This is a genomic window from Pseudarthrobacter sulfonivorans, from assembly GCF_001484605.1.
In the GTDB taxonomy this organism is placed as follows: domain Bacteria; phylum Actinomycetota; class Actinomycetes; order Actinomycetales; family Micrococcaceae; genus Arthrobacter; species Arthrobacter sulfonivorans_A.
In genome coordinates this window covers 630,261-647,469 of sequence record NZ_CP013747.1, presented here as the reverse complement: position 1 = coordinate 647,469, position 17,209 = coordinate 630,261, and the positions used below count along the sequence as shown (strand labels likewise).

The 17,209-nt window shown below is 62.6% G+C and carries 11 protein-coding genes and 3 rRNA genes; 13 read left to right on the top strand and 1 reads right to left on the bottom strand.

Annotated elements, in window-relative coordinates:
• Positions 1 to 207: 207 nt before the first annotated feature.
• The 3 genes from AU252_RS02830 (at position 208) to rrf (ending at position 5,735) form a co-directional block, all read left to right on the top strand.
• Positions 208 to 1,731, top strand: a 16S ribosomal RNA gene (locus tag AU252_RS02830).
• Positions 1,732 to 2,248: 517 nt separating this feature from the next.
• Positions 2,249 to 5,384: ribosomal RNA gene (locus AU252_RS02825) — 23S ribosomal RNA — on the top strand.
• 234 nt (positions 5,385 to 5,618) lie between these two features.
• Positions 5,619 to 5,735: ribosomal RNA gene (rrf, locus tag AU252_RS02820) — 5S ribosomal RNA — on the top strand.
• Together the 16S, 23S and 5S rRNA genes form the textbook arrangement of a ribosomal RNA operon.
• Before the next feature lie 404 nt (positions 5,736 to 6,139).
• On the opposite strand, the gene AU252_RS24430 is transcribed toward rrf, so the two are convergent.
• Positions 6,140 to 7,360, bottom strand: a complete 1,221-nt coding sequence (locus tag AU252_RS24430) for a hypothetical protein (RefSeq protein ID WP_240484306.1) — start codon at positions 7,358 to 7,360, stop codon at positions 6,140 to 6,142.
• On the opposite strand from AU252_RS24430, the gene AU252_RS24425 reads away from it, so the two are divergent.
• From AU252_RS24425 to AU252_RS02770, 10 genes are all read left to right on the top strand, one after another.
• Positions 7,313 to 8,206, top strand: a complete 894-nt coding sequence (locus AU252_RS24425; RefSeq protein ID WP_240484305.1) for a hypothetical protein — start codon at positions 7,313 to 7,315, stop codon at positions 8,204 to 8,206. The two genes, AU252_RS24430 and AU252_RS24425, sit on opposite strands and share 48 nt — an antisense overlap.
• 6 nt (positions 8,207 to 8,212) lie before the next feature.
• Positions 8,213 to 9,202 carry an HAD-IIA family hydrolase gene (locus tag AU252_RS02810; protein WP_058929429.1) on the top strand — a complete coding sequence of 330 codons (990 nt, stop codon included), beginning with the start codon at positions 8,213 to 8,215 and terminating at the stop codon, positions 9,200 to 9,202.
• Positions 9,203 to 9,211: 9 nt separating this feature from the next.
• The gene (locus AU252_RS02805) at positions 9,212 to 9,442 is read left to right on the top strand and encodes a hypothetical protein (RefSeq protein ID WP_058929428.1); all 231 of its coding nucleotides are present in this window, start codon (positions 9,212 to 9,214) and stop codon (positions 9,440 to 9,442) included.
• 2 nt (positions 9,443 to 9,444) lie between these two features.
• Positions 9,445 to 10,257: a TlyA family RNA methyltransferase gene (locus AU252_RS02800; RefSeq protein ID WP_058929427.1), complete on the top strand. Its 813-nt coding sequence runs from the start codon at positions 9,445 to 9,447 to the stop codon at positions 10,255 to 10,257.
• Positions 10,258 to 10,270: 13 nt separating this feature from the next.
• Entirely contained in the window at positions 10,271 to 11,296 is a 1,026-nt protein-coding gene (locus AU252_RS02795) for an NAD kinase (RefSeq protein WP_058929426.1), read from the top strand.
• Positions 11,297 to 11,299: 3 nt separating this feature from the next.
• Positions 11,300 to 13,039 (top strand): DNA repair protein RecN, encoded by a 1,740-nt coding sequence (gene recN / locus AU252_RS02790; protein WP_058929425.1) that lies wholly within the window; start codon positions 11,300 to 11,302, stop codon positions 13,037 to 13,039.
• 88 nt (positions 13,040 to 13,127) lie between these two features.
• Positions 13,128 to 14,873 (top strand): CTP synthase, encoded by a 1,746-nt coding sequence (locus AU252_RS02785; RefSeq protein ID WP_058929424.1) that lies wholly within the window; start codon positions 13,128 to 13,130, stop codon positions 14,871 to 14,873.
• Between the two features lie 25 nt (positions 14,874 to 14,898).
• Positions 14,899 to 15,561 (top strand): NUDIX domain-containing protein, encoded by a 663-nt coding sequence (locus AU252_RS02780; RefSeq protein ID WP_058929423.1) that lies wholly within the window; start codon positions 14,899 to 14,901, stop codon positions 15,559 to 15,561.
• Positions 15,561 to 16,544: a site-specific tyrosine recombinase XerD gene (gene xerD, locus AU252_RS02775; RefSeq protein WP_205630626.1), complete on the top strand. Its 984-nt coding sequence runs from the start codon at positions 15,561 to 15,563 to the stop codon at positions 16,542 to 16,544. The genes AU252_RS02780 and xerD overlap by 1 nt, the downstream gene beginning before the upstream one ends.
• A 30-nt stretch (positions 16,545 to 16,574) precedes the next feature.
• On the top strand, positions 16,575 to 17,048 hold the full coding sequence (locus AU252_RS02770; RefSeq protein ID WP_058929421.1) for an 8-oxo-dGTP diphosphatase: 474 nt from the start codon (positions 16,575 to 16,577) through the stop codon (positions 17,046 to 17,048).
• Positions 17,049 to 17,209: the final 161 nt, after the last annotated feature.

The following is a 17,209-nucleotide window of genomic DNA, read 5'->3' as shown; positions in this document are numbered from 1 at the left end:
TTGTTTCGGGAATTATTCGAATGTGTCTGTTGTTTGAGAACTCAATAGTGTGCCAAGTTTGTTGATACCAATTTATTGTATTGAATTGGTTGAATTGACTGGATTATGCCACCCCGTGGTGTGGTCTGGTTTTTACAGCTGGTTTCAAATTTTGTGCAGCCATTTTATCCTGTTATTTCCGGGGTTGGTGGTTGTGTCTGTTTTACTTCAACGGAGAGTTTGATCCTGGCTCAGGATGAACGCTGGCGGCGTGCTTAACACATGCAAGTCGAACGATGAACCTCACTTGTGGGGGGATTAGTGGCGAACGGGTGAGTAACACGTGAGTAACCTGCCCTTAACTCTGGGATAAGCCTGGGAAACTGGGTCTAATACCGGATATGACTCCTCATCGCATGGTGGGGGGTGGAAAGCTTTATTGTGGTTTTGGATGGACTCGCGGCCTATCAGCTTGTTGGTGAGGTAATGGCTCACCAAGGCGACGACGGGTAGCCGGCCTGAGAGGGTGACCGGCCACACTGGGACTGAGACACGGCCCAGACTCCTACGGGAGGCAGCAGTGGGGAATATTGCACAATGGGCGAAAGCCTGATGCAGCGACGCCGCGTGAGGGATGACGGCCTTCGGGTTGTAAACCTCTTTCAGTAGGGAAGAAGCGAAAGTGACGGTACCTGCAGAAGAAGCGCCGGCTAACTACGTGCCAGCAGCCGCGGTAATACGTAGGGCGCAAGCGTTATCCGGAATTATTGGGCGTAAAGAGCTCGTAGGCGGTTTGTCGCGTCTGCCGTGAAAGTCCGGGGCTCAACTCCGGATCTGCGGTGGGTACGGGCAGACTAGAGTGATGTAGGGGAGACTGGAATTCCTGGTGTAGCGGTGAAATGCGCAGATATCAGGAGGAACACCGATGGCGAAGGCAGGTCTCTGGGCATTAACTGACGCTGAGGAGCGAAAGCATGGGGAGCGAACAGGATTAGATACCCTGGTAGTCCATGCCGTAAACGTTGGGCACTAGGTGTGGGGGACATTCCACGTTTTCCGCGCCGTAGCTAACGCATTAAGTGCCCCGCCTGGGGAGTACGGCCGCAAGGCTAAAACTCAAAGGAATTGACGGGGGCCCGCACAAGCGGCGGAGCATGCGGATTAATTCGATGCAACGCGAAGAACCTTACCAAGGCTTGACATGAACCGGAAATACCTGGAAACAGGTGCCCCGCTTGCGGTCGGTTTACAGGTGGTGCATGGTTGTCGTCAGCTCGTGTCGTGAGATGTTGGGTTAAGTCCCGCAACGAGCGCAACCCTCGTTCTATGTTGCCAGCGCGTTATGGCGGGGACTCATAGGAGACTGCCGGGGTCAACTCGGAGGAAGGTGGGGACGACGTCAAATCATCATGCCCCTTATGTCTTGGGCTTCACGCATGCTACAATGGCCGGTACAAAGGGTTGCGATACTGTGAGGTGGAGCTAATCCCAAAAAGCCGGTCTCAGTTCGGATTGGGGTCTGCAACTCGACCCCATGAAGTCGGAGTCGCTAGTAATCGCAGATCAGCAACGCTGCGGTGAATACGTTCCCGGGCCTTGTACACACCGCCCGTCAAGTCACGAAAGTTGGTAACACCCGAAGCCGGTGGCCTAACCCCTTGTGGGAGGGAGCTGTCGAAGGTGGGACTGGCGATTGGGACTAAGTCGTAACAAGGTAGCCGTACCGGAAGGTGCGGCTGGATCACCTCCTTTCTAAGGAGCACCTACAGATTGTTCATGCCATGTATGTGGTGTGGGGGTTTGTCAGGAGTATATGCCCGTTGCGCAGACGTTTGTTCTGCGGCGGGTGCTCAAGGGTGGAATATCAACGAATAGCGGCCGCTTGTTTCTTTCCTTGCCCAGTACGGATTCCCTCTTGGGGGTGTCCTGGAACGGTGTGGGTTGGGGGTGGGTGGTTTAGTGTTTGGCACACTGTTGGGTCCTGAGGCAACAGGGCCGGGGGATGGGGTTGCAGCTTACGGGTTGCGGTGTCGTCTGTCGGGTTTGTTTGTTTCTGGTTTCCTGGCTGCATCGATCACACGGTTGACCCTTTTGGGGTTGTGTGTGGGGTGTGTGGTACGGGGTTGTTGTTTGAGAACTACATAGTGGACGCGAGCATCTTTTATAAGAAGCAATTTCCAAGAATTATGAACCTGGATCTGTCCGCACTCTTTTGGGGTGTGGGTGGTTTTCATGGTTCTCTCGAAAATTAGCGTTTTTGATCTTTTGTGGTCAAGTTTTTAAGAGCACACGGTGGATGCCTTGGCATTAGGAGCCGAAGAAGGACGTAGGAATCTGCGATAAGCCTGGGGGAGTCGATAACCGGACTGTGATCCCAGGGTGTCCGAATGGGGAAACCCCGCCAGGGGCGCGAGCTGCCTGGTGACCCGCATCTGAACACATAGGGTGCGTGGAGGGAACGCGGGGAAGTGAAACATCTCAGTACCCGCAGGAAGAGAAAACAATAGTGATTCCGTCAGTAGTGGCGAGCGAACGCGGATCAGGCTAAACCGTTCCATGTGTGATAGCCGGCGGGCGTTGCATGGTCGGGGTTGTGGGACTTTCCATACCAGTTCTGCCGGACTGGTGAGGTGTGATGTGCAGGCATAGGTGAACGGTCTTGAAAGGCCGGCCAGAGAGGGTGTGAGCCCCGTAACCGAAATGTTTTGTGCCGCCTGGAGAGTATCCCAAGTAGCACGGGGCCCGAGAAATCCCGTGTGAATCTGTCAGGACCACCTGATAAGCCTAAATACTCCCTAATGACCGATAGCGGACCAGTACCGTGAGGGAAAGGTGAAAAGTACCCCGGGAGGGGAGTGAAACAGTACCTGAAACCGTGTGCTTACAATCCGTCGGAGCAACCTTGTAGTTGTGACGGCGTGCCTTTTGAAGAATGAGCCTGCGAGTTAGTGTTACGTCGCGAGGTTAACCCGTGTGGGGAAGCCGTAGCGAAAGCGAGTCTGAATAGGGCGTTGCAGTGGCGTGATCTAGACCCGAAGCGAAGTGATCTACCCATGGCCAGGTTGAAGCGACGGTAAGACGTCGTGGAGGACCGAACCCACTTCAGTTGAAAATGGAGGGGATGAGCTGTGGGTAGGGGTGAAAGGCCAATCAAACTTCGTGATAGCTGGTTCTCCCCGAAATGCATTTAGGTGCAGCGTTGCGTGTTTCTTGCTGGAGGTAGAGCTACTGGATGGCTAATGGGCCCTACAAGGTTACTGACGTCAGCCAAACTCCGAATGCCGGTAAGTGAGAGCGCAGCAGTGAGACTGTGGGGGATAAGCTTCATAGTCGAGAGGGAAACAGCCCAGACCACCAACTAAGGCCCCTAAGCGTGTGCTAAGTGGGAAAGGATGTGGAGTTGCGAAGACAACCAGGAGGTTGGCTTAGAAGCAGCCATCCTTAAAAGAGTGCGTAATAGCTCACTGGTCAAGTGATTCCGCGCCGACAATGTAGCGGGGCTCAAGTACACCGCCGAAGTTGTGGATTTCAGATATTAGCTAAGCCGCCCCTTGTGGGTTGGTTCAGGCGTCTGGAGTGGTAGGGGAGCGTCGTGTGGGCAGTGAAGTCGCGGTGTAAACCAGCGGTGGAGCCTACACGAGTGAGAATGCAGGCATGAGTAGCGAAAGACGGGTGAGAAACCCGTCCGCCGAATGATCAAGGGTTCCAGGGTCAAGCTAATCTGCCCTGGGTAAGTCGGGACCTAAGGCGAGGCCGACAGGCGTAGTCGATGGACAACGGGTTGATATTCCCGTACCGGCGAAAAACCGTCCATGTTGAACAGGGGATACTAACCGCCCGATACCTGCCCGCCCACCCTTCGGGGTGATGTGGGTTTTGGTGGAGCGCGGGACCTGATCCTGGGAGGCAAGCGTATTAACAGGTGTGACGCAGGAAGGTAGCCAAGCCGGGCGATGGTTGTCCCGGTCTAAGGATGTAGGGCGAACGGTAGGCAAATCCGCCGTTCATGATGCCTGAGATCTGATGGGACCCCCTCACGGGGGGATTTGGTGATCCTATGCTGCCGAGAAAAGCATCGACGCGAGGTTTTAGCCGCCCGTACCCCAAACCGACACAGGTGATCAGGTAGAGAATACTAAGGCGATCGAGAGAATTATGGTTAAGGAACTCGGCAAAATGCCCCCGTAACTTCGGGAGAAGGGGGGCCCCAACCTTGAACACCACTTGCTGGTGGGAGGGGATCGGGGCCGCAGAGACCAGGGGGAAGCGACTGTTTACTAAAAACACAGGTCCGTGCGAAGTCGCAAGACGATGTATACGGACTGACTCCTGCCCGGTGCTGGAAGGTTAAGAGGACCGGTTAGCCTTACGGCGAAGCTGAGAATTCAAGCCCCAGTAAACGGCGGTGGTAACTATAACCATCCTAAGGTAGCGAAATTCCTTGTCGGGTAAGTTCCGACCTGCACGAATGGAGTAACGACTTCCCCGCTGTCTCAACCATAAACTCGGCGAAATTGCAGTACGAGTAAAGATGCTCGTTACGCGCAGCAGGACGGAAAGACCCCGAGACCTTTACTATAGTTTGGTATTGGTGTTCGGAGTGGCTTGTGTAGGATAGGTGGGAGACGTTGAAGCCCGGACGCCAGTTCGGGTGGAGTCATCGTTGAAATACCACTCTGGTCACTTTGGACATCTAACTTCGGCCCGTAATCCGGGTCAGGGACAGTGCCTGATGGGTAGTTTAACTGGGGCGGTTGCCTCCTAAAAAGTAACGGAGGCGCCCAAAGGTTCCCTCAGCCTGGTTGGCAATCAGGTGTCGAGTGTAAGTGCACAAGGGAGCTTGACTGTGAGAGAGACATCTCGAGCAGGGACGAAAGTCGGGACTAGTGATCCGGCGGTACATTGTGGAATGGCCGTCGCTCAACGGATAAAAGGTACCTCGGGGATAACAGGCTGATCTTGCCCAAGAGTCCATATCGACGGCATGGTTTGGCACCTCGATGTCGGCTCGTCGCATCCTGGGGCTGGAGTAGGTCCCAAGGGTTGGGCTGTTCGCCCATTAAAGCGGTACGCGAGCTGGGTTTAGAACGTCGTGAGACAGTTCGGTCCCTATCCGCTGCGCGCGCAGGAAATTTGAGAAGGGCTGTCCTTAGTACGAGAGGACCGGGACGGACGAACCTCTGGTGTGTCAGTTGTACTGCCAAGTGCACCGCTGATTAGCTACGTTCGGATGGGATAACCGCTGAAAGCATCTAAGCGGGAAGCTCGCTTCGAGATGAGATTTCCATACACCTTGTGTGTGAGAGGCCCCCAGCCAGACCACTGGGTTGATAGGCCGGATGTGGAAGCGAGGACTAACGACTCGTGAAGCTGACCGGTACTAATAGGCCGATAACTTACACCACACACCACTGCGTGAACGGATTTCAAAAGACGTTCACACCAAGCACTGGTAAAAAGATAACAAGACTGCTTGCGTCCACTATGTGGTTCCCAAACAACAAACCCGACACGGGCACGTTGCAGGGAACAAAAAACACAACACAATAACAACACCACACCTGCAACCAAAAGTTGCAGAAAGCATGTTGTAACCAGATTTCCCACACACCCCCTTCGGGTGTGACGGGTCGAAGGGTTACGGCGGTCATAGCGTGGGGGAAACGCCCGGTCCCATTCCGAACCCGGAAGCTAAGACCCACAGCGCCGATGGTACTGCACCCGGGAGGGTGTGGGAGAGTAGGTCACCGCCGGAACATCATTAAAACGGTCGAGAGCCCCCCAACCACCAGGTTGGGGGGCTCTCCCACGTTAACCACCACACCACAAACACCCCCCCAAACGCAGGACCAGCCCGGCACCCCACCGAAAACGCCGCACCCACCAGCCCGGGACGCTCCCTCACATCCTGCAGTGAATTTGGACACCCCCACCCACCACCCGCAGCAAGCCCCGGCCCGCACCCACCCGACCCGCCGCCGTCGTGCACTGCACGATCCAGCACGCGAAAGTGGCAGAGCGTCACCCCGAAACGTGCAGGAAGTGCGAGAGCGTCCGCCGGAAACCCGCAGAAACTGCGCGAGCGTCACCTGGGGAGTGTGAACATTCCCACGACGGCGACCTGGAGACGGATCCATGTCATCTGTTGGTGGGGTCTCGCCTAGAATTGACTGAGATGTACGGACTTCGAAGCGCTTGATTTCGGGTTGCGTAGGAAAACGAAACACGGAACGAGCGGCTGCGATTGCGCCAGTGGTCGGCTCATAACAGGAGGAATCCCATGGCTGAGCACAACGGCGGCAACCGCGGAGGCAACGACCGCGGTCCTTTCCGCGGCAACAACAATTCTGGCGGCGACCCGCGGGGATTCCGTTCCCGCGAAGACCGTAACCCAGAGGCTCCGAAGCGCGCGCCTGGTTCCGGCGAACGTAAGCCTTTTGGTGATCGTCCGCGTCGTGAAGGTGATGGCGAGCGTCGTACCTTCGGTGGCGGTGGCGAGCGCAAGCCTTTCAGCGGCGGCGGCGAACGCAAACCCTATGGTGACCGCGACAACAAGCCTTATGGTGACCGTCCGCGCCGTGAAGGTGATGGCGAGCGTCGGACCTTCGGTGGTGGAGAGCGAAAGCCTTTCAGCGGCGGCGGGGACCGGAAACCGTTCACAGGCGGCGGCGAACGCAAACCCTATGGTGACCGCGACAACAAGCCTTATGGTGATCGTCCGCGCCGTGAAGGTGACGGTGAGCGTCGGACCTTCGGTGGTGGAGAGCGAAAGCCTTTCAGCGGCGGCGGGGACCGGAAACCGTTCACAGGCGGCGGCGAACGCAAACCCTATGGTGACCGCGACAACAAGCCTTATGGTGACCGTCCGCGCCGTGAAGGTGACGGCGAGCGTCGCAGCTTCGGCGGCGGAGAGCGCAAGCCCTTTAGTGGCGGCGGAGACCGGAAGCCCTTCAGCGGCGGTGGCGAACGCAAGCCTTACGGTGACCGTGACAACAAGTCCTTTGGTGATCGTCCGCGCCGCGAAGGTGACGGTGAGCGTCGTGGGTTCTCCGGCGGCGACAACCGCAAGCCGTTCGGTGACCGCCAGGACCGTGCCCCCCGCAGCTTCGACCGTGGTGATTCCGGCCCCCGCCAGTTCGGCAGGGACCGTGCGGAAGACCGCCCGGTCCGTGTACCCAACGCGCGTGATCTTCGCAGCGCCAACCGCCCGGACCGCGAACGTTCCCCGGAAATCGATGAGGATGTCACGGGCAAGGAGCTTGACCGCGCTACGCAGCACCAGATCAAGACCCTGGAAGACAAGAGCGCCGAGTGGGTTGCCCGCCACCTGGTTATGGCCGGACGCCTGATCGACGAAGAGCCCGAGCTGGCTTTCCAGCATGCCCTCGCCGCGAGCCGGCGTGGTGGCCGGCTGGCTGCCGTTCGTGAAGCCGTCGGCCTCACTGCTTACGCGGCAGGACACTACGGCGAAGCGCTGCGCGAATTCCGGACCTACCGCCGCATCAGCGGTTCAAACGTCCACCTTCCCGTGATGGCAGACTGTGAACGCGGACTGGGCCGGCCTGACCGTGCCCTTGACGTGGTGCGGTCCGAGGAAGCCAAAGACCTGGACGCCCCCGGCAAAGTTGAGCTGGCCATCGTGGCGGCCGGGGCACGGTCCGACCTCGGGCAGCTGGACGCCGCCGTGGCTGAACTTGAAATAGCCCAGCTAGACATGAACCGTGCCTTCTCCTACAGCCCGCGGCTGTTCCGGGCGTACGCAAACGCCCTGTCGGCCGTTGGTCGCGAAGATGAGGCGGCAAAATGGCAGAACCAGGCAATTGTGGCTGAAAATGCCCTGGGCCTCGGCGTCGATGAGGAACCCGATATCGTGGACCTCGGCTGGGACGAGGAAGAGGAAGCCCGCGAGGAAGCTCAGCGCCGGCGTCTGCTGGAGCGCGCTGCCGCAGGCCCCGAAGCCGCTGCATCGACGCCTGCTGCCCGGACCGAAGCAGCCGCGGACAATACTGCCGTTGAGGCCGCCGCCGTGGATGCAGACATCGACGACGTGGAATCGGATTTCTTCGAGTCCGATGACGCCGAGTCTGACGAGGATTCCCTCGAAGCAGATGAGCTGGAAGCCGGCGACGCCGAGCGCGATGAGGCCGAGCGTGATGAAGAAGAGCACAGCGAAGCAGACGACAGCAACAACGCCACTGATGGCCACTCTGAAGGACGGGACAGCTAGCCCGCTATGACTGAAGTTCCACTGATTTCCCTGTTCGACGCCCTTTTGGCGGACCTGGACGGCGTGGTCTACGCCGGGCAGCACGCGATCCCCGGCGCCGTGGACTCGCTGCAGCAACTGGAGGGTTTGGGCATTGGCCTGGGGTATGTCACCAACAATGCCTCCCGCACCCCGGCGCAGGTAGCGGCGCATCTCCGTGAACTGGGTGCACCGGCAGACGACGAGCAGGTGGTCAGTTCCTCGCAGGCCGCGGCCGAACTCCTTGCGTCACTCGTCGCCCCCGGAGCGCGGGTGCTGATCACCGGCAGCCCCGCACTGGCGCAGGAAATCGAACTGGTGGGACTTACGCCTGTCCACAGCCAGGACGAGGATCCGGTAGCCGTGGTCCAGGGATTCAATCCCGGGATCGGCTGGAAAGATCTTGCCGAGGCGGCGTACGTCGTGTCGGCCGGAGCACTGTGGATCGCAACCAACACCGATATGTCCATTCCGCAGGCACGCGGCATAGCCCCGGGCAACGGCACCCTCGTGGCTGCTGTAGCCGCCGCCACCGGACAGACGCCGCGGGTTGCCGGCAAGCCGGAGGCCCCGCTCTTCCACGCCGCCGCCAAACGGCTCGCGGCTGACCGCCCGCTGGTGGTGGGCGACCGTCTGGACACCGACATCCTCGGCGGCAACAACGCCGGGTTTGCCACGGTGGCAGTGCTGACCGGCGTCGACACCACAGCTACCATCCTGGCCGCACGCACTGCGGAACGCCCGGACTACATCATCAATTCCCTCAGCGACCTCCACCGCCCCTACCCGGCGCTGGACCACACTGACGGAACGCACCGCTGCGGGGCCTCCACTGCGCGGGTCAGCGGTGACACCATACACGTCAGCGGCAGCGAAGGTGACCTGGATTCGTGGCGGGCCGCCTGCGCCGCCTGGTGGACTGCGGTCCCCGACGCCGCCCTTCCCACCGAACCCAAACTCGAGTGGCGCAATCATTAGACTGGTCCAATGACTGAGCTGAACGAAGCGCACCATCCGGAAGCAGCCCAGCCAACGCCGGAGTGGCCGGACACAGCGGCGCCGGCAACCACCGATCCATCCATTGCGGCGATAACGGCCGCGCTGGACGGCGTCGAACGGTTGCCCGTGTCTGAGCATGAGGCTGTTTACAGCGACCTCCACGATGCCCTGCTGCACGCGTTGAACGAAGAGGCCCCAAACGGCGAAGGAGAAGCTTGAGCATGGCACGACTTGACCAGGCGCTCGTCGCCCGCGGCCTGGCCAGGTCCCGGACCCACGCTGCTTCGTTGATTGCCGAGGGCAAGGTGAGCTCGGCCGGGCAGGTCCTGTCCAAGGCGTCCCTCCAGGTCGACGACGGCAAGGACCTGTCGGTCGAGCACACGGAAGAGGACAGCTACGTCAGCCGGGCCGGGCACAAGCTCGCCGGGGCTTTGGACGCATTCCCGGAGGTCACTGTTGCCGGCAAGAGGTGCCTGGACGCCGGCGCCTCCACCGGCGGCTTCACCGAGGTGCTCCTGCGGCGCGGTGCGGCACACGTGGTGGCGGTCGACGTCGGCCATGACCAGCTGGTCCCTCAGCTCCGCGCCGATGACCGCGTAGCCGTGCATGAAGGCATGAACGTGCGGTACATGGCGCCGGAGGACATCGGCGGCCAGGTCGAACTCACGGTGGCCGACCTCTCCTTCATCTCGCTGACCCTGGTGGTCCTGCCCCTGGCGCTGTGCACGCAGCCGGGCGGCGACCTGGTGCTGATGGTGAAGCCCCAGTTCGAGATCGGCAAGGACCGGCTGGGCCGCACCGGCGTGGTCACCTCCGAGCGCGAACGCCGGATGGCAGTGGAAAAAGTTGCCAATGCAGCGCTCGACGCCGGACTGGACTTATGCGGCTTGGCGGCCAGCCCGCTGCCGGGCCAGGACGGAAACGTCGAATACTTCCTGTGGATAAAGCGCAGGATGACCCAAGACCTGCCTAAGATCGAAGAGCGCCTCGCAGCCATTGACGGATTGCTTGGCCGAATCTGGCCGAACCACTAGAAAGCGGAACCCGATGAGCAGGCGAGTACTTGTCCTTGCCCACACTGGCCGCGAGGAGTCACTGAAGGCCGCCTGGGAAGCCTGCGCCCAACTGCATGACTCCGGCATTGTTCCCGTCATGCAGGAGTCTGAGCTGCGCGACATGGAACGATTCTTCGGGCAGCTCAGCCAACCGGTGGAGATCCTGCACGACCACGTACAGCTGCCGGACGTCGAGCTGGTGATGGTCCTGGGCGGTGACGGCACCATCCTGCGCGCCGCGGAGCTGGTGCGCGAGGTGGACGTACCCTTGCTGGGCGTCAACCTTGGCCACGTCGGCTTCCTGGCCGAGAGCGAGCGGGCGGACCTGGCCCAGACGGTGGAATGGATTGCCCGCCGCGACTACACGGTTGAAGAGCGCATGACTATCGACGTCCAGGTCTGGGTCCGCGGCCAGAAGATCTGGCACACCTGGGCCCTGAATGAGGCCGCGATCGAAAAAGGCAACCGCGAACGCATGATCGAGGTGGTGACCGAAGTGGACGAGCGCCCGCTGACGTCCTTCGGCTGCGACGGTGTGGTGGTGGCCACCCCCACGGGCTCCACCGCGTACGCGTTCTCCGCCGGCGGACCCGTGGTCTGGCCCGAGGTCGAGGCCCTGGTGATAGTTCCCATCAGCGCCCACGCGCTCTTTGCCAAACCGCTGGTGGTATCGCCCCGGTCCCGGCTGGCCGTGGAAGTCCTCACGCGCACCGGTGCCCAGGGCGTGCTCTGGTGCGATGGCCGGCGCTCCGTGGACCTGCCGCCCGGCGCCCGGGTTGAAGTGACCAAGTCCGCCACCCCGGTCAGGCTGGCCAGGACGCACCAGACGCCCTTTTCAGCGCGTTTGGTCCGCAAATTTGAACTCCCCATCCACGGCTGGCGCGGACCTGTACCGCAGTCGGAGACCATCCACACCGGACCCATCCCGATCGTCCGGACGCCGCGGCCCAGGCCGCCGCTCCAGCTTGCCTCCGGCGACCAGCCGGAGGACGATACCGATCCCGCGACCGCAAAGTGAACCATGCTTGAAGAACTGAGAATCCGCGATCTGGGCGTCATCGCCGACGCCACGCTGCCGCTGGGCCCTGGGCTGAGCGTCGTTACCGGCGAAACCGGAGCCGGCAAAACGATGGTGGTCACCGCCGTCGGCCTCCTGCTGGGGGCGAGGTCCGACGCCGGCGCGGTCCGGAGCGGCGCGAAGAGCGCCACGGCGGAGGCCGTCCTCAAGCTCGACGCCGGGCATCCGGCGATTGCCCGGGCAGTTGAAGCGGGTGCCGACGTGGAGGAGTTCGACGGCGGCGCTGAGCTTATTCTTGCGCGTCGCCTCGGTGCGGACGGTCGCAGCCGGGCCTTCCTGGGCGGGCGGGCCGCCCCGGTGGGCGTTCTGGCGGAGATCGGTGAAACCCTCGTGGTGGTCCACGGGCAGTCGGACCAGATCAGGCTGAAGGGGGCGGCCGCCCAGCGCGGCGCCCTCGACAAATTTGCCGGTGATGCGCTGGCGGGCCCGATGGCCTCCTACCAGGCGCTCTACAGCCATTGGAAGGCCAGCCAGGCGGAGCTGGAAACCCTTCGCAGCGCCGCCCGGGACAGGCTCCGCGAGGCCGAGTCGCTGGAAGTCGCCCTTGCCGAAATCAGCACCGTGGATCCGCAGCCGGGGGAGGATGAGTCCCTCAAGGCCGAGGCTGTGAAACTGGCCAACGTCGAAGAGCTCAGGATTGCAGCCAACACGGCGCACCAGGCGCTCATCGCGGAAGACTACGGTGACGCGGGCGACGCCACCACCCTCGTGGACGTTGCGAAAAGAACTTTGGAGCACGTGGCCGAGCATGACGCCGAGCTCGGGTCCGCCGCAGCACGCCTGGCCGAAGTGGGCTTCCTGCTTAACGACATCGCCACGGAGCTGGCCAGCTACCAGGCCGGCCTGGACTCGGAGGGCCCGGAACGGCTCGCCGAGATCGAGGACCGGCGGGCCGCCCTGGCCACCTTGGTCCGCAAGTACGCCCCCAGCATTGACGAAGTCCTAGTGTGGGCGGAAAACGCCCGGGTCCGCTTCGACGAGCTGCAGGACGACTCCACCAGGATCGAAGCCCTGGACGCGGACGTGGTCCGGACCGAAGCGGAACTGCAGACGCAGGCAGCCGCCGTCAGCAAAATCCGCGCCAAGGCTGCCAAGGACCTGTCCGGCCGGGTGAGCGCGGAGCTGAAGGCACTCGCCATGGCGGACGCCACGCTGGTGATCACCCGTGAGGCGGCCGCCCAGTTGACACCGCATGGAGCGGACGAGATCACGTTCCTGCTCCAGCCGCACTCCGGAGCCCCGGCCCGTCCGCTGGGCAAGGGCGCCTCCGGCGGCGAACTCTCCCGCGTGATGCTGGCCATCGAGGTGGTGCTGGCTGCGGTGGATCCGGTGCCCACGTTTGTGTTCGATGAGGTGGACGCCGGGGTCGGCGGGCGGGCCGCCGTCGAAATTGGCCGCCGGCTGGCCATGCTGGCACAGCATGTGCAGGTCCTGGTGGTCACGCACCTGCCGCAGGTGGCAGCCTTCGCGGACCAGCACATCACCGTCACCAAGACATCCGTCAGGGGGGCCGACGGCGGCACCGCCACCGGGTTCACGTCCAGTGATGTTCGCCTCCTCGATGGCCCGGGGCGTGTGCGGGAACTCGCCCGGATGCTGGCGGGCCAGGAGGACTCGGAATCGGCCCAGGCACACGCCCAGGAGCTGCTGGACGACGCAAAACTGCTGCCGCAGCGGGCCTGAGGGCGAACACCCCTTGATCGCAGGGCGCCTTGCCATGCACACTGGATCATTTGGGGAGACAGTTCCTGATCGGGGAAAGGCTCAATTGATGATAGGCTCGAATTCCGTGGTGCAGCGATCAAATTCCCGTGTAAATTCCCGGTTCCCGGGCTCGTCCAAGACGACCAAACACATCTTCGTAACCGGTGGTGTGGCGTCCTCGCTCGGTAAGGGGCTGACGGCTTCGAGCCTCGGTCACCTCCTGCGGGCACGCGGCCTGTCTGTAACTATGCAGAAGCTCGATCCCTATCTGAACGTGGATCCGGGCACGATGAACCCCTTCCAGCACGGCGAGGTCTTCGTCACCGACGACGGCGCCGAGACGGACCTGGACATCGGACACTACGAGCGGTTCCTCGACGAAAACCTCGAGGGCTCAGCCAACGTGACCACCGGCCAGGTCTACTCCACCGTGATCGCCAAGGAACGCCGCGGCGAATACCTCGGTGACACCGTCCAGGTCATCCCGCACATCACCGATGAGATCAAGCGCCGCATGCGGCTTCCGGCCGAAGGCAAGAACGCGCCGGACGTCATCATCACCGAAATTGGCGGCACCGTGGGCGACATCGAGTCGCAGCCCTTCCTCGAGTCGGCCCGCCAGGTCCGCCAGGACATCGGCCGCGGCAACGTCTTCTTCGTCCACGTCTCGCTGGTGCCCTACATCGGACCCTCGCAGGAACTGAAGACCAAACCGACGCAGCACTCCGTGGCGGCCCTGCGCTCCATCGGCATCCAGCCCGAGGCCATCGTGGTCCGCTCGGACCGCGAAGTCCCAGAGCCGATGCGCGCCAAGATCGGCCGCATGTGCGACGTCGATATCGAAGCCGTCATCGGATGCCCGGATGCCCCCAGTATCTACGACATCCCCAAGACCCTGCACACGCAGGGACTGGATTCCTACATCGTCCGCGCCCTGGACCTGCCGTTCAAGGACGTTGACTGGACCAGCTGGGACAAGCTGCTCGAAGCAGTGCACAACCCCAAGCACCACGTGGAAATCGCGCTGGTGGGCAAGTACATCGACCTGCCGGACGCCTACCTGTCCGTGACCGAGGCCCTGCGTGCCGGCGGCTTCGCCAACGACACCAAGGTCAAGATCCGCTGGGTACCGTCGGATGAGTGCGAAACCCATGAAGGCGCCGTGGCGTCCCTGGACGGCGTGGACGCCATCTGCGTTCCCGGCGGATTCGGCATCCGCGGCCTCGAAGGCAAGCTGGGCGCCCTGAAGTACGCCCGCGAAACCAAGCTGCCGGTCCTGGGCCTGTGCCTGGGCCTGCAGTGCATGGTGATCGAATATGCGCGCAACGTGGTGGGCCTCGAAGGAGCTTCCTCGTCCGAGTTCGAACCGGATTCCAAATACCCGGTGATTGCCACCATGGAAGAGCAGCTGGACATCGTGGACGGCAAGGGTGATCTTGGCGGCACCATGCGCCTGGGCCTGTACGAGGCAAAGCTCGACGACGGCTCGGTCATTGCAGAGACCTACGGCAAGACCACTGTCAGCGAACGCCACCGGCACCGCTACGAGGTCAACAACAAGTACCGCGACCAGATCGCTGCCGAGGGCCTCGTGTTCTCCGGAACGTCACCGGACGGCAAGCTCGTGGAATTCGTAGAGCTGCCCCGCGAGGTCCACCCGTTCTACGTGGCAACCCAGGCGCACCCCGAACTGAGCTCACGGCCCACGCGGCCGCACCCGCTCTTCGCCGGGCTCGTCAAGGCCGCACTGGACCACCAGAAAGCACAGGACGCGCCGGCAGCCAAGCCGTTGCGTACGGTTGCCGCAAAATAGAACCGAATAAGTAGAGGACGGCGCGATGCCCGGCACACCTGAAACCCCCCAAGCTGCACGGCAGGTTTCGGATGCACCGAGCCCGCGCCGTCTTCTGTCTACGGAGAAGGTCTACGAAGGCCGGATCTGGGATGTGGTCAGCGACAGCTTCCAGCTGAGCGAAACGGGGGAGTCCCTGACCCGGGACTACATTGACCACCCTGGCGCCGTGGCCGTCCTGCCCATGAACGATGCCGGCGAGGTTCTGCTGATCAGGCAGTACCGGCACCCCGTGGGCATGGACCTTTGGGAAATTCCAGCGGGCCTGCTGGATGTGGAAGGCGAGGATTTTGTGGCGGGGGCTGCCCGCGAACTCGCCGAGGAGGCGGACCTCGCGGCCGGCGAATGGAACGTCCTGGTGGACTTCTTCAACTCGCCGGGCTCCTCCAGCGAGGCCATCCGCATCTACCTCGCCCGGGACCTCACCGACGTGCCTCACCAAGAACGCCATGAGCGGACCGATGAGGAGGCCGAGATTGAGTTCCACTGGATCGCTTTGGACGACGCCGTGGCCGCGGTCCTGGAAGGCAGGCTGCACAACCCGTCCGCCGTCGTCGGCATCCTGGCCGCCGCCGCGGCGAAAGCTGACGGCTTTGCGGGACTGCGCCCCGCGGATGCACCCTGGCCTGCGCACCCCAGCCAGCGTTGATGACGGCGAGCACTGAGGCCGAAGCCCCGACGCCGCCCGTCCGGCCACAGACGGCCATCGACCGTGCCATCACCGAGTATCTGCAACATATGGGCGTGGAACGCGGCCTGGCAGCCAACACACTCTCCGCCTACCGCCGTGACCTGGCGCGCTACTCCCGTTACGTGACGTCGGAGGGCTGCCAGGGCCCGGGCCAGATCACCCGCCACCACGTGACGGGGTTCCTGATGGCCCTCAACGACGGATCCGACGGCGGCACGGCCCTGGGCGTCCGGTCTGCTGCCAGGACTGTGGTGGCCGTCCGGGGGCTCCACAAGTTCTGGGCTCTGGAGGGGATCACAACGACGGACCCCGCCAGCGACGTCCACCCGCCCATGCCGGGAAAACGGCTGCCCAAGGCCATCAGCGTCGACGAAGTCACCCGGATCCTTGAAGCCGCGGGCACGGACACCGCCACAGGGCTCAGGGACCGTGCCCTGCTCGAATTTCTCTATTCCACCGGGGCGAGGATCAGCGAGGCCGTGGGCCTGGACGTTGACGACATCGCCCTGCACGAGGCCGAAGCCGGGCCCGCCGTGGTTCGCCTGTTCGGCAAGGGATCCAAGGAACGGCTGGTGCCGCTGGGATCCTATGGGGCGCGGGCTGTGGACGCGTACCTGGTGCGCGGCCGTCCACTGCTGGCGGCGAAGGGCAAGGGAACGCCCGCCCTGTTCCTGAACGCCCGCGGCGGCAGGATCAGCCGGCAAAGCGCCTGGACCATCCTGAAGGCGGCCGCGGACAAAGCCAACGTCACCAAGGATGTTTCCCCGCACACACTGCGGCACTCCTTCGCGACGCATCTGCTCGAAGGCGGCGCCGATGTCCGCGTGGTGCAGGAACTCCTGGGGCACGCCTCGGTTACCACAACGCAGGTCTACACCCTGGTTACGGCTGACACACTGAGGGAAATTTACGCAGCAGCCCACCCCCGGGCGCTGGGCTGACGCCGGCGGCCACGCTATAAGGTTGGGGGCATGACGTTTACCCCTGTCACCCTGTGCTTTCTCACCCGTGAGTCCGCCGGTGTGCCGCAGGTCCTGCTGGGCCTGAAGAAGACCGGCTTCGGCCGCGGCAAGGTGGTGGGCCTCGGCGGCCATGTTGAGCCGGGGGAGACAGACGCAGAGGCTGCCTGCCGTGAAGTCCACGAGGAAGCCGGGATTGTGGTCCGGCAGGAGGATCTGCGCGACGCCGGCGTCGTGACCTTCGATTTTCCTGCCCGCCCGGAGTGGAACATGAGTTCGCGGCTCTTTGTCGCAGCCAATTGGACCGGGCAGCCGGCCGAAAGTGCCGAGATCCGGCCGGAATGGTTCGACGTCGGCGCCTTGCCGGTGGACCGGATGTGGCAGGACGCAGCGCACTGGCTGCCGCTCGCGCTTGCCGGGTCATTCCTGCGCCTGACAGTGGTCCTGAACGATGACAACGAGACCGTCCGCGAAGTGCTGGACTGATCACGCCCCACCTCTGCGTTGGCGTAACGGCCGACGGCGGGCCGGCCACCTTCAAAGGTGACCGGCCCGCCGTCGTGCGTTCAGAGGTTTGGGAGCCGGGTGGGCCCACGCCGGCGAGGGACCCGAACCGAGCTTGCGAGGTTTGGGAGCCGGTGGGGAGG